General features: G+C 62.5%; 17 protein-coding genes and 2 pseudogenes. 7 read left to right on the forward strand and 12 right to left on the reverse strand.

Annotated features, from left to right (window positions below):
* Positions 1-19: 19 nt before the first annotated feature.
* Entirely contained in the window at positions 20-1036 is a 1017-nt protein-coding gene (locus F4V60_RS02660) for an HNH endonuclease signature motif containing protein (protein ID WP_075730994.1), read from the forward strand.
* On the opposite strand, the gene F4V60_RS02665 is transcribed toward F4V60_RS02660, so the two are convergent.
* The 11 genes and pseudogenes from F4V60_RS02665 to F4V60_RS02715 form a co-directional block, all read right to left on the reverse strand.
* Positions 1033-2379 (reverse strand): DUF3100 domain-containing protein, encoded by a 1347-nt coding sequence (locus tag F4V60_RS02665; protein ID WP_075729213.1) that lies wholly within the window; start codon positions 2377-2379, stop codon positions 1033-1035. The two genes, F4V60_RS02660 and F4V60_RS02665, sit on opposite strands and share 4 nt — an antisense overlap.
* Positions 2379-3596 carry a M20 family metallopeptidase gene (locus F4V60_RS02670; protein WP_075729214.1) on the reverse strand — a complete coding sequence of 406 codons (1218 nt, stop codon included), beginning with the start codon at positions 3594-3596 and terminating at the stop codon, positions 2379-2381. Before F4V60_RS02670 ends, F4V60_RS02665 begins: the two co-directional genes overlap by 1 nt.
* Before the next feature lie 108 nt (positions 3597-3704).
* Positions 3705-4850, reverse strand: coding sequence for an N-methyl-L-tryptophan oxidase (gene solA, locus F4V60_RS02675; protein ID WP_075729215.1), 1146 nt, complete (start codon positions 4848-4850; stop codon positions 3705-3707).
* 37 nt (positions 4851-4887) lie between these two features.
* Positions 4888-5964, reverse strand: a pseudogene (locus F4V60_RS02680) (Rossmann-fold NAD(P)-binding domain-containing protein).
* 27 nt (positions 5965-5991) lie between these two features.
* Positions 5992-7198: pseudogene (locus tag F4V60_RS12940) on the reverse strand (ammonium transporter).
* A gap of 243 nt (positions 7199-7441) precedes the next feature.
* On the reverse strand, positions 7442-9655 hold the full coding sequence (locus F4V60_RS02690) for an NADP-dependent isocitrate dehydrogenase (protein ID WP_075729216.1): 2214 nt from the start codon (positions 9653-9655) through the stop codon (positions 7442-7444).
* A 72-nt stretch (positions 9656-9727) separates the two neighbouring features.
* A complete protein-coding gene (locus F4V60_RS02695; RefSeq protein ID WP_075729217.1) occupies positions 9728-10624 on the reverse strand; it encodes a siderophore-interacting protein in 897 nt (298 codons plus the stop codon).
* Positions 10625-10633: 9 nt separating this feature from the next.
* Positions 10634-11428: an ABC transporter ATP-binding protein gene (locus tag F4V60_RS02700; RefSeq protein ID WP_075729218.1), complete on the reverse strand. Its 795-nt coding sequence runs from the start codon at positions 11426-11428 to the stop codon at positions 10634-10636.
* 9 nt (positions 11429-11437) lie between these two features.
* Entirely contained in the window at positions 11438-12442 is a 1005-nt protein-coding gene (locus F4V60_RS02705; RefSeq protein ID WP_075729219.1) for a FecCD family ABC transporter permease, read from the reverse strand.
* Complete coding sequence (locus tag F4V60_RS02710) at positions 12442-13377, reverse strand: FecCD family ABC transporter permease (protein ID WP_084559247.1); 936 nt, start codon at positions 13375-13377, stop codon at positions 12442-12444. Before F4V60_RS02710 ends, F4V60_RS02705 begins: the two co-directional genes overlap by 1 nt.
* A 66-nt stretch (positions 13378-13443) precedes the next feature.
* Positions 13444-14523, reverse strand: a complete 1080-nt coding sequence (locus F4V60_RS02715; protein ID WP_075729221.1) for an iron-siderophore ABC transporter substrate-binding protein — start codon at positions 14521-14523, stop codon at positions 13444-13446.
* Between the two features lie 186 nt (positions 14524-14709).
* Here F4V60_RS02715 and F4V60_RS02720 point away from each other — a divergent pair, with 186 nt between their 5' ends.
* From F4V60_RS02720 to F4V60_RS02745, 6 genes are all read left to right on the forward strand, one after another.
* The gene (locus tag F4V60_RS02720; protein ID WP_075729222.1) at positions 14710-15981 is read left to right on the forward strand and encodes an MFS transporter; all 1272 of its coding nucleotides are present in this window, start codon (positions 14710-14712) and stop codon (positions 15979-15981) included.
* Positions 15982-16016: 35 nt separating this feature from the next.
* Complete coding sequence (locus F4V60_RS02725; RefSeq protein ID WP_075730996.1) at positions 16017-16916, forward strand: exodeoxyribonuclease III; 900 nt, start codon at positions 16017-16019, stop codon at positions 16914-16916.
* A gap of 56 nt (positions 16917-16972) precedes the next feature.
* The gene (locus F4V60_RS02730; RefSeq protein ID WP_075729223.1) at positions 16973-17164 is read left to right on the forward strand and encodes a hypothetical protein; all 192 of its coding nucleotides are present in this window, start codon (positions 16973-16975) and stop codon (positions 17162-17164) included.
* Between the two features lie 116 nt (positions 17165-17280).
* A complete protein-coding gene (gene trpS, locus F4V60_RS02735; RefSeq protein WP_075729224.1) occupies positions 17281-18303 on the forward strand; it encodes a tryptophan--tRNA ligase in 1023 nt (340 codons plus the stop codon).
* Between the two features lie 92 nt (positions 18304-18395).
* Positions 18396-19475 (forward strand): YhjD/YihY/BrkB family envelope integrity protein, encoded by a 1080-nt coding sequence (locus F4V60_RS02740; RefSeq protein ID WP_075729225.1) that lies wholly within the window; start codon positions 18396-18398, stop codon positions 19473-19475.
* Between the two features lie 49 nt (positions 19476-19524).
* Positions 19525-20382, forward strand: coding sequence for an RDD family protein (locus tag F4V60_RS02745; RefSeq protein ID WP_075729226.1), 858 nt, complete (start codon positions 19525-19527; stop codon positions 20380-20382).
* Here F4V60_RS02745 and F4V60_RS02750 read toward each other — a convergent pair.
* Positions 20348-21562 (reverse strand): D-alanyl-D-alanine carboxypeptidase family protein, encoded by a 1215-nt coding sequence (locus tag F4V60_RS02750; protein ID WP_075729227.1) that lies wholly within the window; start codon positions 21560-21562, stop codon positions 20348-20350. The genes F4V60_RS02745 and F4V60_RS02750 overlap by 35 nt on opposite strands.
* Between the last annotated feature and the right edge of the window lie 13 nt (positions 21563-21575).

Below are 21575 nucleotides of genomic sequence, written 5' to 3' on the forward strand. Positions count from 1 at the left end.
GTGGCTTAGCGTGGCGGTCATGGGCTTGCAGGAGTACTTCGCACAACTTAGCCGAGGTGTTGACCTCGTAGCCGAGTGCTCGGGGCTATCTGTGCCAGACCTTGAAAAGATAGGGGCCAGCACACAGGATGCCGCCGAGCTTATAGGCCTGCACACCATCTACTTCGGCCCCACACCCTACACAGGCAAGCAACGCTCGGCCGTCTGTGCTGCTCGGCGCAACGGGCACACTCTGAGCACCCTGCACCAGATCGAGTCTTTTACCCGCCGCGTCAAAGAACAACGAGCCGCATGGAACCTACGCGTAGAGCTATGCGCCACGCCAAGCGAGCAGGTTACTGCGGTAGCTAGGCGCCGGCTGCGCGAGATGCGTGTCCCCCGCACGTATTGCGAGCGCGCACTGCTGCGCCAGCACCCCAACGGGCTAGCTACCTTGACAGTAACGGGTAATGGGTTGGATATGGCAGATGCTTTCCGGACCATCGACCAGCAGCATCCGGGTAAGAGTTTTATCGCCCGCATGCTCGGCAAGGCAGGCGCGGCCCCGGCTGCGCGTACTCGGGTGACGACCATGGCAGTCCTCCAGTTGGAGGACTACGGGAAGCTTGTACGCCGCGAGCGCGATGACGTGATGGTGCGCACCACCAGTGGGACTGTTATCACCGGTGCGCAGCTTGTGGAACGCGCCTGCGCCGAGGAGGGGCTTGTCACGATCATTAGCCGCACGCACGGGCCGGTGGACTTGTACCGCTTTGAGCGATTCGCATCGGTCAAGCAGCGCACAATGCTGGCAGCAGAGCACCCTACGTGTGCGTGGCCGGGCTGTAACATCCCGGCGGAAAGAGGGCAGTTTCACCATCTCACGCCGTGGAGTCACGGCGGGGAGACTAACGTTGCCAACCTAGTGACCTTATGCAACTACCACAACGGGGTTAATGACGATGATCCGAATGCGCCACCGCGGCGCGGGCGCCTTACCCGCGAAGGCGGAAAGATAATCTGGCAGCCCCCGCCGGGCGATAAAGTGTCCGGCTAGAGAGTCCACATGCCGAGCGAGAACTCGGCGATAACGACAGAAAAGAGGAACGAGGCCACGATGGCCGTCACGCCGACCGGGATGATCTTCCACCCGATTTGGCGCAAGAGGGGAGCGTCTTTGCCGATAGACAGCCCTGCCATGACGAGGACTACCGTACACAGGGAGAGGTAGTCAACGCTGCCGACCCAGTCGTGCATGACGCCGGTCAGGGGCGACCATGGCGAGGAGATGGCTGTGCCCAGAGTCGTGACCCAGATGATGGTGGAAATAGGTTTAAACGCCTTGTGCAGGAGCATGCTCAGCGCCACTAGCGCGTCCATCGTGAGGTATCCCCAGAGGTACTTGATGTCCCATCCGCCGGTTTCGATGGTGGCCGTAAAAAGCCCCAGCGCGTTGATGATGGCGAAAGAGGCCCACAGCGGAACCGAAACCGGACGCATATTGGCGCTGATCTTCTCGCGCAGGGCCCGGTTGGCTTCGCCTTCTTCCGCACTGACGACGGCGTCTGCCTGCTTGCCGCGCGTAAGGAAGTGGTAGAACTTGTCGGCGAGCGGGAGGGCGATGAACACGCCCACGTACACGCCGCCGACGGTGGTGATGAGGTTGGATACCGCGGCTAGACCGGACACGGTGGCTGCAGCGTCTGGGTAGATGTCGACGATGGAGGCGATTCCCGCCGCCATCATTGACCCAGAGCCCACGCCCACGCCCATCGCCAAGGCGCCTGGGTCGAAGATGTCGAGGCTGGCCACCAAAGAGGTCAGGAAGGAAATGATGACTGCGCCGAAGAGTGTGCCAAAGACGTACATGGCCAAAACGCCGCGATACTGATCGGAATCTGGGCCATACTTCTCGTTGACCATCGCGAACGCAGGCTCGCGGTCGAGGGAGAAAGTGGCGCCAATGGTCGCCGGCCCCATCTTCAAAGCCACGGCCAGCGGCAACGCCAGCACGATGGTCCCGAGAAAGTGGCCTACCTCTTGGAGCAAAAGCGCTGGGCCTGCTTGCAAAATGGTGCGCAGCTCCGGCCCGATGTTGAAACTGAGCCTGGCGACGAGGAAGAGGACGAAAAGGCCCAGCAGGGCATTGGCGGTGCGCTGGACAAATACGGGGACGGGCTTGACCTTCTGCATCGAGATTAGTGCGCCCAAGATGAGGCCCCAGACCATGGGGAAGATGCTGATCGTCGCGGGACCAACCGGAATAGTGACCTTGCCGATGATCGAGGCCACAACCGCAATAAGCACCGACAGGACAACCAAAGGCAGAATCTGGCGCTTTCCGGCCCTATCGATCGGCGCGGCGGCTGTCCCTGTGTGTGGGCGGTGAGTGATGGACATTAGAGGTTCCGTTCTTGGAGAAGATCGGCGTCGGCAAGAATCTGCTGGCGGCGATGGGGGTTGGAGGCGACATCCTCGGCTATCCACGCCATGGCGAGGGCGGAATCGAACATGAGGTCATAAGCGGCGTCGGTGTCGGCGGCTTGGGTAAAGGCGGCAGAGTGGAGGCTCTCGTGCGCTCCGCTCACTCCGACAAAAGGATGCAGGGAGGGGAAGCGCTGCGAGACGTTGCCCATATCAGTCGACGCGGCATTAACACCGAGCGATCCGTTGAGCGGGCGGCCCAGCACAGACATGGCCTCGTTCCAGGCGGTGCCCAGCGTCGTGTTCTGCAGCAGTGGCTCATACAAAGGCTCTATCTCGACGGTGTCCATCGTGCACTGCGCCGCATGGGCCCCGGCCTCAAGACAAGCGACGATGCGTTCGCGCAAAGTGGTCCACCCTTCGAGGGTTACAGCCCGGCATTCCCAGTCCACTACGGCGCGCTCGGGGATGATGTTTGTTTCGACCCCTGCCTCGCGGGTGATAAGGGCAAAGCGATGCCCATCCTCGACCTGCTGGCGCAGCATCCCCGCCGCAACCTGAGCGATGATCGCCGCATCTGAGGCATTGAGCCCGCGATGCGGGAAGCCGGCCGCGTGCGCGGCGCGCCCGTGGAAAGTGGTCCGAAAGCGCCCGACGGCTTGGGAGGTGGAGCCTAAGACATCATAGGTCCCGACGTCGGGGCCGGGGTGCGTCATCATCGCTAGATGGGTGCCGACAAAGGCTCCGTTGTCGAGCATGATCTGTTTGCCTGCACCATGCTCCTCGGCCGGGGTGCCGATGAGCTGCAGCGTGATATCGAGTTCATCTACCAGCCCTCGCAAGGCCAGGCCGGCACCGAGGGAGGCGCCCGCGATGATGTTGTGCCCGCAGGCGTGACCGATGCCCTCCAAGGAGTCATACTCCAGGCACAGTGTGACGACGAGGGAACCGCTACCTGCGGTGGCGCGGAAGGCGGTATCAAGTCCGGCGAAGGGAGCTTCGACGCGGAATCCGGCTTCGGCAAGCACTGCAGCTAGCTTCTTGGCGCTGTTAAATTCCTGGAAGGAAGTTTCCGGCTCCGCATGGATGCTGCGAGCGGTAGCGAGCACCGTCTCGGCCTGTTGGGAGAGGGATTCGGCGATGCGGCGCTTGCGTTGGTCGGGGTGCGCGAGCGCCGCGGAAAAATCATGCATCGAGGTTCCTTGTTTCTTACTAGCTGGAGAGTCGTCAAAAACAAGCTAAGTATAGGAGCCACGACCGCCGAATCCGAACCCATTTCTGTAAATTAACTGAAAAGGGGGTTATACCGCTGCCAGCACCGGCCCGTGTGCCTCGATTCGGAAGTCGGGATGATGAAGTGCGGTGTCCTCACCCAGCGCCAACGCGGTAGCGAGCTTGCCCACCGCAGGAGAGAGCTTGAACCCGTGGCCAGAGAAGCCAGCCGTAACAACGACGTTGCCCACGCGGTCGATGATGGGTGTCTTATCCGCGGTGTAGGTATCGAAGTGCACCGAGTAGCGGTTAGGCTCCGCATCGACGCCGGGGAATAGCCCGGCGACTTGGCGTCCAAAGGCAGAGACTGCGTCTCTTTCAAGGCGCAAGTCTGCGTCCTCGACGCGTTCGGTGTCGGGTCCGCCCCACAGGTCGAGTCCGGAAATCTTGACGGAATACCCGTCGACGCAGGGTGCGCCGAAGACGTGGAAATCATCCTTGTCCCAGATGAAGCAGGGGAGCCGGTCAGGCTGGAAGAGCTGGAGGTCCTTGGGCAGGAACCAGGTGAGAGCCAGCTTGCGTACCTCCAGCAGCGGCGTGAGCTGCGGCAGCACCAACTCGGTCCATGCGCCGGCGGAAACGATGACGGAGTCAGCATTGATGGTGCGCTGGGAGGTGGTCACCGTGACGCCGCTGCCCGTGTCTTCGAAGGCGAGGACTTCCTCGTGTTCGTAGATGGTTGCACCGTTAGCACGAGCTTGTTCCAAGGCGGAAAGGACCGCCAGCTCGGGGCGCAGCGCCCCGCCCAGCTTGTCGACGACGCCTTCTTCCGTATCCTTGAAATCCATGGCAGGGAAGCGCTCGCGAAGATCCGCGGCGCTGAGGTGCTCGTGAGGCAGCCCCCAATCCTTGATGGACTGCAGCATCATCTGGAAAGGCGCATTGGACTCCTCGCCAATGGAGATGACTCCGAAGTTGAGGAAGAGCTGACGGCCAGAGGCGGCGGCGAGCTCTTGCCACAAGCTGCGCGCTTCTTTGAGAATGGGAACGTACTTGGTTCCTTCTTGGTAAGCCGCTCGGAACAGGCGCGATTCACCGGTGAAGGCGCCGTATCCGTGAACGAGGCCGAATTGTTCGATGCCGATAGCTTCGACGTCGGCGTGCTGGGAGAGCTGCCATAATGACATGGAGCCCATGGTGCCCAGCCCGATGACGACGACTTTTTTGCTGCTCATGAGTGAGATTTCTTCTTTCTTAATGATGATAGTGGTGTTATTTGATGGCCGGTTCGTCCCAGAGAAGAAGGTTCTGGCCGAGGCCCTTGGCGTGGGCGTTGTCGTAGACCTCGGTTGCCCAGGCGACGTCCTCGACGGGCATGCCGCCTACCGAGGAGAGGATGCTCTCATCCTCGTTGCGGCGCGCCGGGGTGCGCCCGGCGGAGATGTCACCAATCTGGTCGAAGTTGGAGGCGTCTAGCTGGCCTTTCTCCACGAGTCCGTTCCAGTGGCAGCCGGGAATACCGAGGATCTAATAGGCCTCGTCGCCGTATTCCTCGGCCCAGGCATCGTAGAGTCCGTGGTAGTCAAGCACGAGACGGGTGTTGTCTTCGCCTAAGAAGTCGTCGTCGAAGCGCGCGGCAGCGGGCAGGAGCAGGAGCGCGCCGGGCTTGATGTCTTCTTTCTTGAAGTAAGGAAAGGCGGAGGAGCCGGCGGCGTCGGTTGTCGTGGCTGCGATGACGATGTCGCTGTCCCGGGTGGCCTCGGCGTCGGTTTCCAGGCGATAGACCTCGGCGACGGAGGGGATAGGTCTGGGTTACCCATTCGATAAATGAGTCGGTGCTGCCCTGACTGCGCCCCTTGACCTTGATGGCCTTGATCCCCGGCCTCAGAGCAATGACTCCCACTCCGGGCACGGCGCCGGTGCGATAGGCTGAAAGCAGGTTGCCGGACATGATTGCCAGCGGAACGCCGGTGTCGGTGTCATTCAGCGTGGATGTGTGGATGGAGGGGGGAGCCCCTTCTTGCGGTTTTCGGCGTTGGAGCCGTACCACTTGACTCCGGTATTGCGGAAGCGGCCGCCCAAGTAGGCGGGCATGGCCATGAAGCGGCGGTCGGGGCCGTCGGTAGGCATGGAGTCGAAGCGTGGCTGCGCGGGGAAGCTCATCATTGCGCCGTGCGAGTTCGCGTTCTGACCGGCCATGCGGTAGTCCTCGTCGGCGAGGAGCACGAGGGTTTCATCCATGACGTCGATGCAGCGGGCGATATCGGTTACCCCGGCCTCGATCATGTCCGGCTCGGAAAGGTAGAGAAACTCTATGCGAGTCGAGGCCTGCTCGGGGGTCTGAGACATTGGAAAATACTCCTTGTAGAAAATGGGTTAGGCGTTTGCGGTGCGGGTGTCGTAGGCGCTTTCGTGATGCTCTGCCAGGTCGATGCTCGCGACTTCGTCTTCGTCGCTGATGCGCAGCTCCATGAACTGGCTCATCATCTCGAGGATGAGCCACGAGACTCCGAAAGCGAATACCAGGGTGACGATGATGGCAGCCGGCTCGCGCCACAGCAGCGACAGTTCGCCGCCGCGGAAGACTCCCGCGAACCCGGCTGGGGCGGCGGGGTTGCCAAGGAACATTTCGTATATTGCTCCGGCGATGCCGGCCATGCCGTGAACCGCGAAGACGTCGAGTGAATCATCGAGGCCGTGACGACGCTTGAGGGAGATTCCCCACGCGGCGACGATAGCGCCGAAGATGCCCATGGCCATCGCCCCTAGGGGAGAGACCGCGTCTGCGGAAGGCGTAATGGCGACGAGTCCGCCGAGCACGCCGGTACAAAATCCCAGCAGCGTGGGCTTCTTGCTGGTAATCCACTCGTAGACCATGAAGGCGAAGGCGCCCATAGAGGCGGCGATGACGCTGGTCATGACGACATAGGTAGCGAGGAGGTTTGCGCCACCTGCGTGCCGCCATTGAATCCGAACCAGCCGGCGATGATGATGCCCAGGCCGATGAGGACAAGCGGCAGGCTGTGCGGGCGAGTCATCGAGGTCGAGCTGCGTGGACCGAGTATGACAGCAAGTGCCAGTCCCATTGCGCCGGCATTCATGTGCACGGCGGTGCCGCCGGTGAAGTCGTGGAATCCGAGGACATCGCGCATCCAGCCGCCGACGTTGCCGGTCTCGAGGTCAGAGATGGCAAATACCCAGTGCGCCAGCGGCGCGTAGACGAACGTGAGCCAGAAGAATCCGAAAATCAGAAAGGCACTGATTTTCATGCGGCCGGCAGCGCCCGAGGAGGTCAGGGCTAGAGAGATTGCGGCGAAGAAGATGTAGAAGGCTGCCCACAAGGTGGAGCGGGCGCCGTCATCTTCCATGAGGTTGGCAAATCCGAGGTACTCCAGGGGGTTGCCAATGATACCTAGTCCGCCAAGTGAATCGCCGACGACGAGCCCATGACCATCATGAACATATTAAGAACTTGCTTTTGTCCGAGCATTCCGCCGTAGAGGAGGGCCAGGCCCGGGAACATCAGAGAGACAAGTGTGAATGCGCTGAGCACCCACGCGACGTCTGCTGCTTCCATTCGCATCTCCCGTCTTTTGAAGGTGTGGTGGACGCCAAAGAGAAATAAGTACCTACTGTCAAATAGATAAACCGGCTGGGTTATTTCTTTCAAGCAATAGTTATGGTGGTGTCACACCCCCGCGGGGTCTAGAAAGTAGTGTTAAGCAGCGGATTTAGGGGAAACCGGCGGCTATAAGAGTGGTAGAAAACAACGAAACCGCGCCTGCCCGCCAAAAAGGCGGACAAGCGCGGTAAGCGCGAAGAGAGGCTACTTCAGGCCGTCGATGATGGCGTTGAACTTCGCCACCGGACGCATGACCTGGGTGGTCTTGGCGTCATCGACCCAGTAGTAACCGCCGAGATCGGCGGGGGAACCCTGTACGTCGAGAAGGCCTTGGGCGATCTCCTCGGCAGCGGAGCTCAGCTCCTGCGCGAGGCTCTGGAAGGTCGCTGAAAGGGCGGCATCCTCGGTCTGCTGAGCGAGCTCCTCGGCCCAGTAGGTGGCCAGGAAGAAGTGCGAGCCGCGGTTGTCGATCTCGCCGACCTTGCGCGAAGGAGACTTGCCCTCGTTGAGCAGCTTCTCGGTGGCCTTATCGAGGGCCGCAGCCAGCACGCCGGCCTTCTGGTTGCCGTGAGCGTGCAGCTCGTGGCGGAAGGACTCCGCAAGCGCGAGGAACTCACCGAGCGAGTCCCAGCGCAAGTGGTTCTCCTCTTCCACCTGCTGCACGTGCTTCGGGGCGGAGCCGCCGGCTCCGGTCTCGAAGAGGCCGCCCCCGGCCATGAGCGGAACCACGGAAAGCATCTTTGCCGAGGTGCCCAGCTCGAGGATGGGGAAAAGGTCGGTGTTGTAGTCACGCAGCACGTTGCCGGTCACGGAGATGGTGTCCTCGCCGCGGCGGATACGCTCGACGGAGGTCTTGGTGGCCTCGATAGGCGAGGCGATGGTGATGTCAAGACCCGCGGTGTCGTGGTCACCCAGGTACTTTTTCACGAGGGTGATGAGCTGCGCATCGTGTCCGCGGGTGGGGTCGAGCCAGAAGATGGCGGGCATGCCGGAAATGCGCGAGCGCGTCACGGCCAGCTTGACCCAGTCCTGGATGGGGGCATCCTTGGTCTGGCAGGCGCGCCAGATATCGCCAGCCTCGACCTCGTGGGAGATAAGTGCCTCGCCGGCCTTGTTGACAACGGTGACGGTGCCGGCGGCCGGAATCTTGAAGGTCTTGTTGTGGGAGCCGTACTCCTCGGCCTTCTGCGCCATGAGACCGACGTTGGGCACGGTGCCCATCGTGGTGGGGTCAAACTGGCCGTGTGCCTTGCAATCCTCGATGACAGCCTGGTACACGCCTGCGTAGGAGGAATCCGGAATGACGGCAAGGGTGTCCTGCTCTTCGTCGTTCTTGTTCCACATGTGCCCGGAGGTGCGGATCATGGCGGGCATGGAGGCGTCGATGATGACGTCGGAGGGGACGTGGAGGTTCGTGATGCCCTTGGCGGAGTTGACCATGGCCAGGTCAGGGCCTGCGGCCAGAGCCGCTTCGAAAGCTGCCTTGATTTCAGCGCCATTGTCCAGCGCGTCGAGGCCGGCGTAGATGGCGCCGAGGCCGTTCTCGCCGTTAAGGCCGGCGGCCAGCAACTCATCGCCGTACTTGGCAAAGACATCAGCGAAGTAGGCGCGCACGACATGGCCGAACATGATCGGGTCGGAGACCTTCATCATGGTGGCCTTCAGGTGTGCGGAGAAGAGCACGCCCTCCTCCTTGGCGCGCTTGACCTGCTGCGCCAGGAACTCGTCGAGGGCTCGCGCGGACATGAAGGTGCCGTCGATGACCTCGCCCTTGAGCACGTCGAGGCCGTCGAGGAGGATGGTCTCGGTGCCGTCAGCGGCGGTGAGCTTGATGGTCAGCGTGTCGGCCTCGGGCATCACCACGGACTTTTCGTTGTGGCGGAAGTCGCCGTGATCCATGGTGGCGACGTTGGTCTTGGAATCGGCGGACCAAGCACCCATGCGGTGCGGGTGCTTCTTCACGAAGTTCTTCACTGCCTGGGGTGCGCGGCGATCGGAGTTGCCCTCGCGCAGGACGGGGTTGACCGCGGAGCCCTTGATGGCGTCATAGCGCGCGGCGATTTCTTCTTCCTCGGGCGTGGCGGGGCTGTCCGGGTACTCCGGCAGATCGTAGCCATCAGCTTGCAGCTCGGCGATGGCCTTCTTGAGCTGGACCAGAGAGGCCGAGATGTTAGGAAGCTTGATGATGTTTGCTTCCGGGGTCTTGGCCAAGGCACCGAGTTGGGAAAGGGCGTCATCGATCTTCTGGTCCTCGCGCAGGCGCTCCGGGAACTGGGAGATGATGCGGGCCGCCAGCGAGATATCGCTGGTTTCGACGTCGATGTCGGCGGTTGAGGCGAAGGCTTCGACGATGGGCTTAAAAGAGTACGTCGCGAGCAGCGGCGCCTCATCGGTACGGGTCCAGATAATCTTCGACATAATTCTCCTAGCGGTTCTCAAGAAATGTTCAGTTGATAAGGATACCTACTTAGTGATCGGCGCGTGGGATATTTAGCCCTCGGCCGCCCCGCGCTTCCAATAGCCCATGAAAGAGACCTGGGAGCGGGGGATTCCTGCGCCACGTACCAGCATCCGGCGCATATGCTTGACGACGCCGCTTTCCCCCGCAATCCACCAGTACGCGCCGCCGCTCGTGCGGGGATCAATCTCCTCGCCTGAGGAGGAGAAGGCTGGGGTTTCCCAGAGGATGTCAGGATCGGGCGCGTCCTCCGTTTCTGGCGCTGGGGAGGGCAGGCCGCGGTGGCGGGAGAGGACTTCGATAAGCAAGGCCCCGAGCTGCGCATCCTCGCGCGGCAGCCACTCGATACTCACTCCGGGCGGCGCGTTGACCTCCTGGCGATCAGCCGCGGTGGGAACCTCGATGTGAATTGTGCCGGTGAGGGTTTTAGGCCACTCATCGACGATGCGGGCGAGCGCGGGCAGGGCAGTCTCGTCGCCAAAGAGGTGAACCTCGTTTGCGTCGGCGGGTTGGAACTCGATGCCGGGGCCGGATTCATCGTCGGCGCTGGGCGCGACCACGTAGATGTCATCGCCGGGGGTGGCACTCGAGGCCCAGGTGCAGGCGGGGCCGGCTTGACCGGGGGCGGTGTGGAGGACAAAGTCGACGGTGAGGATGCCGGTGTCGCGGTCGAGCTCGCGCACCGAATAGGTCCGCATTGCCCCGCGGGTGGCGGGATCGAGGCTTTGCCAGACCTCGAACCAATTCTCCTGCGTGTCGGTGGGGAACTCCACGAGCCCGGAAGGACCGGGGAAAATCAGCTTGATGCGCAGATCGTGAATGTGGCCTCGCGGGCCCATGTACTTAAGGCCGCTCAAGCGCACGCGCTGGAAGTTGGGGGACAGGCGCTGCGTGGAGACGACGGTGGCGCGGAAGGGATGATAAGGCATAAGTGTTCCTTAGAGAACGTGGTGGTGGCCGATGGGCATGACTGCGGGCAAGCCGGAGACGGGATCGTCGATGATGAGGGAATCCACGCCGAATACGTGGCGCACCGACTCGGAGGTGATGACCTCGCGCGGGCTGCCTTGGGCGTAGATTTTGCCGTCCGCTACGGCGATGAGCTCGTCGGAATAGCGCGCGGCCAGGTTGAGATCGTGGAGGACCATGGCGATGGTCGTCCCATGTTGTGCGTTGAGGTCGGTGAGCAGATCGAGGACTTCGAGTTGGTGCTTGATGTCGAGGTAGGTGGTGGGCTCGTCGAGAAGCAAAATATCTGTGCGTTGCGCGAGCGCCATGGCGATCCATACCCGCTGGCGCTGGCCGCCGGAGAGCTCGTCGATGGAGCGCTCGGCCAGCTCGAAGGTGCCAGTTGTGCGCATCGATTCCTCCACTATTTCGTAGTCCTCGGTGCTCCACCTCCCCAGCATGCCTTGGTGCGGGGTGCGCCCCCGCCCGACGAGGTCGGCCACGACGATGCCGTCGGGAGCTATCGGTGATTGCGGCAGAAGGCCCAGAGACTTGGCTAGCTCCTTGGTGCGGATCTCCGCGATAGCTTTGCCGTCCAAGAGGATCTCTCCGCCGCGCGGCTTGAGCAGGCGCGAGAGGGAGCGCAAAAGCGTGGACTTGCCGCAGCCGTTGGGTCCCACGATGGAGGTGACCTTGCCGGGGGCGATGTCGACGCTCAAGTCGGTGATGATGTCGGAATCGGCGTATCCCAGGGAAATGCCGCGGGCGGCTAGTTGTCTTTGCATGGTTGCTCCTTAACGGTTGGTGCGGGTGAGCAAATAGATAAGGAAGGGTGCGCCGAGCACGCCGGTTATCACGCCGACGGGGTAGCGGGTGCCGAAGAAGTACTGGCCAGCGAGGTCACCCGCCAACACGAGGATGGCGCCCACGGCCGCAGCCGGGGCGAGCAGCGCGGGCCCGGGCCCGAAGAGCCGGGCGGCAATCGGCCCTGACATGAAAGCGACGAAGGCGATGGGCCCCGTCGCCGCCGTGGCCACGGCGATGAGGAGGACGGCTCCCACGATGGTGGCAATGCGAACGAGGTTCACGCGCAGTCCAAAGCCGGTTGCCAGGTCGTCGCCCAGGCGCAGCACAGAAAGCTGGTTGCCGGCGAGAATCATCAGCGGGGCTATGACGGCCACGGTGGCAAGCAGCGGGAGGGTACGCTCCCACGACATCGTGTTGAGGGAACCCGTAATCCAGCGCGTGGCTGTGGGCAGGTCCCAGGACGCAGCCTTGGAGAGCACGAAGTTGGTCCATGCCTGCAAGATGGCCGCTATGCCGATGCCGATGAGGATAAGGCGCGTGCCGGTGAACCCGGACTTGAGCGACAGCAGGTAGATGAGAGCCGCGATGATCAGCGAGGCGGCCAAGGAGAACAGGGAAACGGTGGTCTGGGAGACGTTGAAGAAGATGATGGCCGTGATGCCGGTGGCCGAGGCACCAGAGGAGATGCCGATGATGTCCGGCGAGGCCAGCTGATTGCGCAGCATCGTCTGAAAGGTCACGCCCGCCATGCCGAAGGCCACCCCCGCCGCGACGGCGGCGGTCGCCCGCGGCAGACGCAGATCTCCGACCGTAAAGGAGGCGCCAGGCACGGTCTCGCCGGCGATGACGCGCAGGACCTTGCCTGGCCCGTAGAAGGTCTCGCCGAACATGAGGCTGGCCAGCCACAGCGCCACCACAAGCAGGATGAGTGCGCACAGACGCCAGGCATAGGAGCGGGCGCGGGCGCGCTGGGCTTGCTTGATAGTTGTCATCACAGTTCACGCACCTTGGTCCGGCGCACGATCCAGATGAATAAAGGTGCGCCAATAAGCGGGGTGAGAATGCCGACCGCCACCTCGGAGGGGCGGGCGACCACGCGGCCGAGAGTATCCGCGCTGACCAACAGCAGGGCCCCGGCGAGAGCGGTGGCAGGCAACAGCCAGCGATGATCAGTGCCCAGCAACAGGCGCATGACGTGGGGAACGATGAGGCCGACGAAGGCGATGGGCCCAGCTAGGGCCGTGGCCGTTCCGCACAAGATGACTGCGCCCACTGCGGAGAGCACACGGGTGCGCAGGACGTTGATGCCGAGTCCGGTGGCGACGTCGTCGCCAAGCGCGAGGGCATTGAGCCCAGTCGAGCACGCCAGGACGATGAGGGTTCCCAGCACCAGCAAGGGCGCGGCCATGCCGATGAGATCCCACTGCGCGCCGCCGACCGAGCCTATCTGCCAGAAGCGAAACTCATCCATGACATCGGCGCGCGGCAAAAGGACGGCGCTGACCAGGCTAGAGCACGCGGCTGCGGTGGCAGCCCCGGCCAGGGCTAACTTGAGCGGCGTGGCGCCGCCACGACCGAGCGAGCCGACGAAGTAGACAAATACGGCGGCTGCGAAGGAACCGACGATAGCTGCGATCATGGTCGGAACCGGACGCGAGAGCCCGAAGAAGGCGATGCCCACGACCACGGCCAGCGAGGCGCCAGAGAGCACCCCGAAGATTCCGGGATCCGCCAAAGGGTTGCGCGTCATTGCCTGGAACGTGGTGCCAGCCAGAGCTAGAGCGGCGCCCACGAATAAGGCCAGGATCGTGCGCGGTACCCGCAGGTAGGCGGCGGCCTCGCCGGCGCTGGCGGTGGAGCCCCCCAGTGCGGAGACGGCATCGGATACAGATATTGTGCGGACGCCACACATGACCGAAGCCACCATCGCACAGGCGATGGCGGCCACAAGCCCGCACACAATGGCAGTCTTTTTAATATTCACAACGAGGCTTTAAGCCTTCAGGCCCTCATTGAGCGCTGCGAAGTAACGGTCGATGCCCCACGGGATAGACAGCGGGGACTGGTTGGCCGAGGCACCGAGGGGGCCATCATCGAGGAAAGCAACGTTGCCCTTTTCGACGGCGGGGATCTTCGACTTCAGCGGATCTTTCTGCAGCTCCTCGATCATCTTTTGATCGTCGGCTGCGTTGCCGGAGGAATAGGCCACGATGAGATCGACGTCCTGGAAGTCCTCGGGCTTTTCGGCAGAGACTTCGACCCAGAACTGATCGGAGGTACGCGAGCTTTCCTCGACGATCTTCGGAACTCCCATACCGTGGTCAGCGAGGAAGCCCATGCGGGGATCGCCGGTGGTGTAGAAGCCGATCTTGGAGTTATCCGTGCCGCCGCCGAAGGCGGTGAACAGGACCTTCTTGCCCTCCAGGTTGGGGTACTTCTGCAGTGCCTGCTCGGTTTGATCGTTGAGATCTGCGATGAGCTGCTCGCCCTCCGCCTGCTTGCCGATGGCCTGCGAGTTGAGCTTGATCATATCCTCCAAGGAGGTCTCCCAGGGCAGTTCGGGGTAGGCCACGACGGGTGCGATCTTGGACAGGGTGTCGTAGTCCTCCTTCGTGATGCCTGAGTAGGAGGCCAGGATGACATCCGGCTTGGTGTCTGCGACCTGCTCGTAGGGGATGCCGTCAGTCTCGTCGAAGAGGACGGGAGTCTGTGCACCCAGCTCCTTGAGCTTGTCCTCGGTCCAGGGCAGGACTCCGTTGTCGTCATCATCTCCCCAGGTGGTCTTGGACATGCCTACGGGAACAACGCCCAGGGCGAGGGGAACCTCGTGGTTGGCCCAGCCCACGGAGGCTACGCGCTCGGGAGCCTTCTCGATGGTGGTCTCGCCGAAGGCGTTGGGAATGGTGACGGGGAACTGCTCGGTGCTCTCAGCGTTCCCGTTGTCCCCGGTACCATTGGAGGCGGCAGAGGACGTGGTTTGGCCTTCGCCGCTGTCATCCGCGGAGCACGCGGCGAGACTGAGGCCGAGGGAGCCGGCCAGTAGGGCGGCGGTCACCGCGCGGGAGAGATGCATTATGGTCCTCCTGTAAAGGGATTTAGGTTAGCCTATCGCAAACTCAAATCATGTTACCAAACCTGACGCTGTGCGCAAGAACCTCTTTTGCGAGGAAGATCACCGATCCCCCGGGCCGGTCAGGATTTTCACTAACTGCCAGCGTGGCCGTGCTTAACAAGGCGCTGGACTGTAAGGTGGCTGCTCGTGAAAATCATCGATGAGCAGACCCCGCAATCTGCACAGGAGGCCCACGCCAGCAAGAGGATCCACGTGCGCAGGAAACAGCTGCCTCGCCAGACCGAAATCACGCCGGGGCGGCGCACCATCGTCATGCTGGCCATGGCGCTGGGCGCCTTCGCCATCGGCACGACCGAGTTCGTCTCGATGGGCCTTCTCCCGCTCATTGCCGCCGACTTCGGAATCTCCGAGGACCACGCCTCGACCCTTATCGCCATCTACGCGCTCGGCGTGGTGGTGGGAGCACCGCTTATCGCGGCTTTCACGGGAAAGCTTCCCCGCCGCCGCCTCATCTTGTTGCTCATTGCCTTTCTCGTCGTGGGCAACCTGCTCTCGGTCTTGGCGCCCAATTACGCGGTCCTCATGGCGGCGCGGTTCATCGCTGGTCTCCCACATGGTGCTTACTTCTCCGTTGCTAACCTCTCGGCGGCCTCGATGTCGCCCCCGGGCCAGCGCGGACGCGCCATGGCCTTCGTCGGCATGGGGCTTGCGGTGGCCACGGTCATCGGCGTTCCGGCCGCTCAGGCGCTCGGCTCGGCCTTGGGCTGGCATGCGGCCTACGTGCTGGTGGTTCTCTTAGGCGCCACGACCGCCACGCTGCTGTTCTTCCTCATGCCGCACATGACGGAAATGCCTTCCACGGATATCTCCACCGAGTTCAAGGCCTTTAAGAACTCGCAGGTGTGGCTGACCGTCATCATGGGCGTCGTCGGCTTCGGCGGCATGTTCTCCGTCTATACCTACATTTCTTGGACCATGACGGAGGTTGCCGGCCTGAGCTCGAGTCTCATCTGGGCGGTGCTGATGGTCTACGGCATCGGCATGACTGTGGGCAATACCTTCGGTGGCTGGCTCGCTGACCGCAACCTCGAGTTTGGAATTATCTTCGCGTTGGGAATGCTTGTAGTAGCGCTGCTGTGTTTTTACTTCTTCTCTTCCAGCGCCATCCTGGGTTCTATCTTCTTCGGCATCGTTGCCTTCTTCGGCTCCACGTTGGTGCCCTCCCTGCAGCTGCGGCTCGTGCAAGTAGCCGGGGACGCGCAGACACTAGCCTCCGCACTCAATCAATCCGCCCTCAACATCGCGAACGCCTCCGGCGCCGCGATTGGTGGCATCGTGGTCGGCGCAGGCTTGGGATACTCCGCCCCAGCGGTGGCGGGTGCCGGCCTCGCCGCCGCCGCCTGCCTGGTCTGGGGCGTTACGCAGTGGGATAAGAAGCGCCTGGCCCGCCGGGCATAGGCCGCGTGTCTGGCGCGGTGGTTATGCTTGAGCGCATGACTTTTTGCATCGCCACCGTCAACGTCAACGGCATTCGTGCCGCCTGCAAGCAGCGCAACGAAGATAACCCGGGCATGAACGCCTGGCTGGAGAACACTGCCGCGGACGTCGTTTTGCTCCAGGAGGTCCGCGCTAACCCAAAGGAGACCGAAAAAGCGCTGGCGCCCTCCCTGGACCGGGGCTGGAACCTCGTCCAAGCAGAAGCTGCGGCCAAGGGGCGCGCGGGAGTGGCTATCCTCTCGCGCACCCCCTTGGAGGATGTGGAGACTGGTTTCGGGGACTTCACTGATTCCGGGCGCTGGCTGGCGGCCACCACCGCGGGGATTCGGGTGGCCTCGCTCTACCTGCCTTCGGGGGACGTCGGGAGTCCCAAGCTGGATGAGAAGTACACTTTCCTTGATCAGTTCGCCGGGGTCTTGGACAGGGCCGCGGAGGCCTACCCGGAGATGGTCATCGGCGGGGACTGGAATATCTGCCACCGCGCCCAGGACCTGAAGAACAATAAGCCCAATGAGAAGAAGGCCGGGCACCTGCCGGAGGAGCGGGCCTTCATGGATCATGTCTTCGGGTCTTTTCCTGATGCCGCCCCGCAGGAGAAGAAGGGCCTCGGCAATTACCTCGGGGTGGTGAACTATTCGGCGCGCACCACGTGGGAGGCGGCGCGTAATCCGCAGTGGTTCGATGTGGCTCGACGTTTGCAGCCTGAGGCAAAGGGGCCCTATACGTGGTGGACCTACCGCGGACAGGCTTTTAACAATGACGCGGGTTGGCGCATTGACTACCAGGCAGCCACCCGTGCCATGCTTGACCGGGCACAGCGCGCCTGGGTAGACAGGGCGCCCACGGTGGAGCAACGTTGGTCAGACCATTCTCCGCTCGTAGTCGAATACAGCTAAGACCTATAGTGGTAGAGTAAATCCGTCTTTAATTCTAATCTGCACTGGAGAAGCTCATGACCCGCGCGCTCATTTACTTGGTCCTCGGCGCTGTTTTGCTCGCCCTGGGTATTTGGTGGTGGACCGTTATTGGCCCATCATTCGCCTTCTTGGCACCGATCATTTTGCAGGGTATCGGCGGAGCCTTCATCGTGAGCGCTTTCGCCGTATTCTTGGACGTTCGTAATCCAACGTCCCGCAAGCTCTAAACCAGAGCGCGGCGCCTGAATAGAGGGGGGAGTGGGGAAGTCTTTCCTGCTCCCTTTATCCGTATGTCTACACCACCCCTCCCCGGGCAGCGGGGAACATCTCAATGAGGACAATCATGACCGAGCACACTTCTTCTTTCTCTCGCGTACTTTCCGGCATCCAGCCCACCGCGGACTCCTATCACCTGGGTAACTTCCTCGGGGCCTTGAAGCAGTGGATAGACCTGCAAGATAGCTATGATGCTTTCTACTTCATCCCGGATCTGCATGCCATCACCGTGGCGCAGGATCCGGAGGAGTTGCGTCGGCGCACCATTGCGGGCGTGGCGCAGCTCATCGCCTTGGGTATTGACCCGGATAAGTCCACGCTCTTCGTGCAGTCGCACGTGCCCGCTCACACGGAGTTGACGTGGGTCCTGCAGTGCTTGACCGGTTTCGGTGAGGCCTCGCGGATGACGCAGTTCAAGGATAAGTCGGCCAAGCAGGGCTCGGATCGCACCACGGTGGGGCTGTTTACCTACCCCATGCTCATGGCGGCGGATATTCTGCTGTACTCGCCGCACTACGTGCCCGTGGGCGAGGATCAGCGCCAGCACCTCGAGCTCACTCGCAACCTGGCCGAGCGCTTCAACTCGCGCTTCGGGGAGACCTTCCGTGTGCCTGAGCCCTTCATTCCGGAGGGCTCGGCCAAGATCTACGATTTGCAGGATCCCACCTCCAAGATGTCGAAGTCGGGGGATAATCCCAAGGGCATTATCAACCTGCTGGACGCGCCCAAGACCTCGGCCAAGCGCATCAAGTCCGCCGTCACCGATGACCTAGGTGTGGTGGCCTTCGACAGGGAGAAGCAGCCGGGTGTGGCCAACTTGTTGGTCATTCAGTCCAAGTTGAGCGGGAAGAGCATCGATTCCCTGGTGGAGAAGTATCAGGGCAAGGGATACGGCCACCTCAAGGTCGACACCGCCGAGGCGCTCGAGGCTTTCACCACCCCGCTCAAGGCGCGATTCGATGAGCTGATGGCGGATCCCGCCGAGATTGAGAACATTTTGGCCAAGGGCGCCGCGCGCGCCCGCGAGGTGGCGGATCCCCTGGTCGATGAGGTCTATTCCAAGGTTGGCTTCCTCCCGCGTCGCCGTTAGTTTCAGTTTCCGGCGCTTGGCGATGTCGCCTCCCCATACCGCGCCACCCAACCGCGGCTAAGATGTGAGATAAGTTACAGAAAGGTGATGGCATGGCCACGACAACGCAGTCCGACGCATCCCGCAGCGACGAGTATGGGATTGAGCGCGCGCACGCCGATAAGCCGGGGCCGGTAGAAAAGGTGCGCGAGCGCTCGCCCTTCGTTGATCATCTCCTCCGCATGAATGACCGTTATAGCGGGGCAGGCGGCAACCAGTACGCGGCGGGAATTACCTATTACTCCGTGCTCGCTGTCTTTCCGCTGCTGATGATTGCGGTGGCCACGGCCGCCACGGTGCTTGCTGCACGCCCGGATCTCTTCGATCAGCTCCAGGGGCGTATCGCGGAGTCCGTGTCGGGCGAGCTGGGAGGGACGCTCAACCAGGTCCTGGAGACGGCCGTCGCCCAGCGTGGCGCCATGTTCGGCGTCGGCGGCCTGACCACCTTGTGGTCGGGGCTGGGCTGGATGGGCAACCTGCGCATTGGAATCTCCGCGATGTGGGGCATTGACCCAAATGACGGCGGCGGTTTTGTGCGCACCAAGATCTCCGATTTCCTAGGCCTAGTAGGGCTGCTTGTCGCCCTCGCCATTGCCTTCGGTGTGACGGTGGCTGGGACTTCCGGCCTGAGCACCCGGATTTTTGACCTCCTCGGCATTGAATCCTTCCCCGGCAGCGGCTGGGTGGTCTTTCTTATTGGGCTGGTGGCCGGGCTCATCGCCAACTTCCTCGTTGTCTGGTGGATGCTTGTATTCTTACCGCGCACGCGGGTTCCGCTGCGCTCTGGTCTCATCGGTGCGGTGATAGGTGCGGTGGCGCTCGAGATCCTCAAGCAGGCCTCGACGCTTATCATGTCCTCGGCTGCGGGCAACCCCGCCGGCGCAGTATTCGGCCCGGTCATCGTGCTGATGGTGGTGATGTACCTGCTGTGGCGCGTTGTCCTTTATGTCTCGGCGTGGACGGCAACCACAGAAGAATCCCTGGAGCTCGTGAAGCCACCCGTGCCAGAGCCAGCGGTCATCCGCGTGCGCAACGAGATTAAGAAGGGCCCGCCTGTGGGGCTAAGCGTAGGCGCGGGGGCGGCGCTTGGCGCGCTCGCAGCTGGCCTGCTCAGCCTGCGGGGGCGCAAGTAGGCGGGGTGCTTTCGGCGCTTTGTCGGGCGATGGCTCTAGAATGTCTGGCATGAGCCTCGATTCCCCTGCCGCAGACCTTTATACTCACTTTTCTCTCGACAGTCGTGATACCTGCCGCGAGCTGAGCATCCTTCTGGAAGCCAAGCAAGCGCAGCTCGGTTCTCTGGGGTTTTTAGGGGAGAGCGACGAGCTGGCCCAGGTTCGTACCGCCCAGCAGATTCTCTCCTCCCCGGAAAAGCGCGCCACCTATGATCAAGGAATCGATCAGGGCATGCAGCCCACGTGGTCCACGCTGAGCTTCTTGGCGCAGCACGGCGAATGGCCGGCTGCCAACCCGCAGCCGCAGAACACCACGTACGGTTCTTATGCGCCGACCTACGCGCAGGCAGGAGCTGCTCCTTCCTCTCCTTATGGAGATCCCCTGCAGCAAAACCACTTCACTAATCAGCCGGTTCCTCAGGCAGGCAGCGCCGAGGCGGCCGCACAGCGTCCCACTGGCGGAACGCGGTTTCTCATGGCCGTGGTGGATTTCTTCCTGGCCACCGCGGCGGCCTCACTGCTGACCGCGCCGCTCGCGGTGGTTTTCAATTCCGATGTCCTTGTGGTCGTCACTGGCCTAGTGATGGCGCTCTATGCCTTGGGCTTTGAGGTCCTAGCAGGCGGAAGCCCGGCCAAGCTGGCCATGGGCTACCGAGTCCGGGACATTGAGACCAAGCAGAAGCTGAGCGTCGCGCAGTCCGCGAAGCGTCAGTGGTGGCGCCTCATCAACGTGGTTCCTGGTATTGGCCAGGTCGTTGGCCTCATCGCGGGCATGGTGTATCTCGGCACGATCACCCCGGCCAAGGGCATGCGCGGCACGCACGACGAGATCGCTAACGCCGAAGTAGTGAAAAAGCCCCTCCAATAATCACGAGCAGGGCCACGAGTGCTGCCACCGCCCACCCGGCCCAGCCTTCGATGCCGCGCACGGAGGAATCCGCTCCCGCAGCCACGGCGGTAGGCGCGGGTGTAGGAGTAGACGTTGGCGTAGCGGTGACGGTTGCGGGCGCTGAGGCGCGCTGCAGCGTGCCTACGCCTTGCCCGGGCTTGACCTTATAAGCCTCGTGGAGGAGGGTCTGCGCCTGTTCCCAGGGGCGGTAGCCGTGCTCGACAGTGGTGTCGAGAAGCACTGCCTGCAGCCTGCGGCCGTCGCGGTTGAGGGCGCCGACGAAGGTATGGTGGGCGTCGTCAGTAAAGCCGGTCTTGCCGCCGATTCCTTCCGGATCGTTGAGGTAGAGGTGGTTGTCATTCCACAACTCATAGCCAGGCATATCGCCCCAGCCGGGGAAATCAACGTGCTCGGTGCCCACGATGCGCGCGAAGGTCGGGTTCAAAAAAGCCGCCTGGTAGATGAGGGAAATGTCCTCGGCGGACGTCGACATTCCTGCGGCGTCAAGCCCTGAGTAGCTCGAGGCATGCGTGGAGCGCGTGCCCAGCTGGTGGGCCAAGGCGTTGACCTTATCCAAGGCCACCTCGTCGCCGCCGAGGGCTTGGGCCAAGGCATGGGCGGCATCGTTGCCGGAGGCCAGGAGGAGGCCGTCGAGCAGCTGCTCTACGGTGTAATTCCCACCAGGGCCGATGCCAACCGCGGAACCGTCCGCATCGGCGGATTCCTGGGTGACCTCCACCTTGCGGTTAAGGTCAAGCTCGTCGATGACGACGAGGGCCAAGAGCGCCTTGATGATGGAGGCCGGCCGGTAACGGCCGTTGGGATCTTTCATGGCGATGACCTCGCCGGTGTCGATGTCGGAGACCATCCATGCAGAGGCAACGACCTCCGGGCTGACCTCGAATCCGGCGGGAACGGTCACCCCGCAAGACTCCGCACTGTCCACCGCAGGCAGGGGAGTGGGGGCGGTGGCATTGGGGGCGAGACGCTCGGAGGTGGTCACCGGATCCTCCGGCACGAGGGCGTGCGGGCAGTTATCCGTATTCGGCGCCTCGGTACGGGTTGAGGTCTCGCTCGCGGGTGCGGGAAGCTCTTGGCCGGCGGCCACAGGCGCACTCAACGCGATCGCGAGAAGGGTCGTGAGGACAGTTTTCTTCATAGCATGACACATC

The organism is Corynebacterium flavescens, assembly GCF_008693105.1.
Lineage (GTDB): Bacteria > Actinomycetota > Actinomycetes > Mycobacteriales > Mycobacteriaceae > Corynebacterium > Corynebacterium flavescens.

Excerpts from the sequence above, each read along its gene's own strand:
- F4V60_RS02750 (WP_075729227.1), bottom strand. The coding sequence starts at position 21,562 with ATGAAGAAAACTGTCCTCACGACCCTTCTCGCGATCGCGTTGAGTGCG.
- F4V60_RS02695 (WP_075729217.1), bottom strand. The coding sequence starts at position 10,624 with ATGCCTTATCATCCCTTCCGCGCCACCGTCGTCTCCACGCAGCGCCTG.
- F4V60_RS02670 (WP_075729214.1), bottom strand. The coding sequence starts at position 3,596 with ATGCATGATTTTTCCGCGGCGCTCGCGCACCCCGACCAACGCAAGCGC.
- trpS (WP_075729224.1), top strand. The coding sequence starts at position 17,281 with ATGACCGAGCACACTTCTTCTTTCTCTCGCGTACTTTCCGGCATCCAG.
- F4V60_RS02715 (WP_075729221.1), bottom strand. The coding sequence starts at position 14,523 with ATGCATCTCTCCCGCGCGGTGACCGCCGCCCTACTGGCCGGCTCCCTC.
- solA (WP_075729215.1), bottom strand. The coding sequence starts at position 4,850 with ATGAGCAGCAAAAAAGTCGTCGTCATCGGGCTGGGCACCATGGGCTCC.
- F4V60_RS02690 (WP_075729216.1), bottom strand. The coding sequence starts at position 9,655 with ATGTCGAAGATTATCTGGACCCGTACCGATGAGGCGCCGCTGCTCGCG.
- F4V60_RS02710 (WP_084559247.1), bottom strand. The coding sequence starts at position 13,377 with ATGGTGGCTTCGGTCATGTGTGGCGTCCGCACAATATCTGTATCCGAT.
- F4V60_RS02705 (WP_075729219.1), bottom strand. The coding sequence starts at position 12,442 with ATGACAACTATCAAGCAAGCCCAGCGCGCCCGCGCCCGCTCCTATGCC.
- F4V60_RS02740 (WP_075729225.1), top strand. The coding sequence starts at position 18,396 with ATGGCCACGACAACGCAGTCCGACGCATCCCGCAGCGACGAGTATGGG.
- F4V60_RS02730 (WP_075729223.1), top strand. The coding sequence starts at position 16,973 with ATGACCCGCGCGCTCATTTACTTGGTCCTCGGCGCTGTTTTGCTCGCC.
- F4V60_RS02660 (WP_075730994.1), top strand. The coding sequence starts at position 20 with ATGGGCTTGCAGGAGTACTTCGCACAACTTAGCCGAGGTGTTGACCTC.
- F4V60_RS02725 (WP_075730996.1), top strand. The coding sequence starts at position 16,017 with ATGACTTTTTGCATCGCCACCGTCAACGTCAACGGCATTCGTGCCGCC.
- F4V60_RS02665 (WP_075729213.1), bottom strand. The coding sequence starts at position 2,379 with ATGTCCATCACTCACCGCCCACACACAGGGACAGCCGCCGCGCCGATC.
- F4V60_RS02700 (WP_075729218.1), bottom strand. The coding sequence starts at position 11,428 with ATGCAAAGACAACTAGCCGCCCGCGGCATTTCCCTGGGATACGCCGAT.
- F4V60_RS02745 (WP_075729226.1), top strand. The coding sequence starts at position 19,525 with ATGAGCCTCGATTCCCCTGCCGCAGACCTTTATACTCACTTTTCTCTC.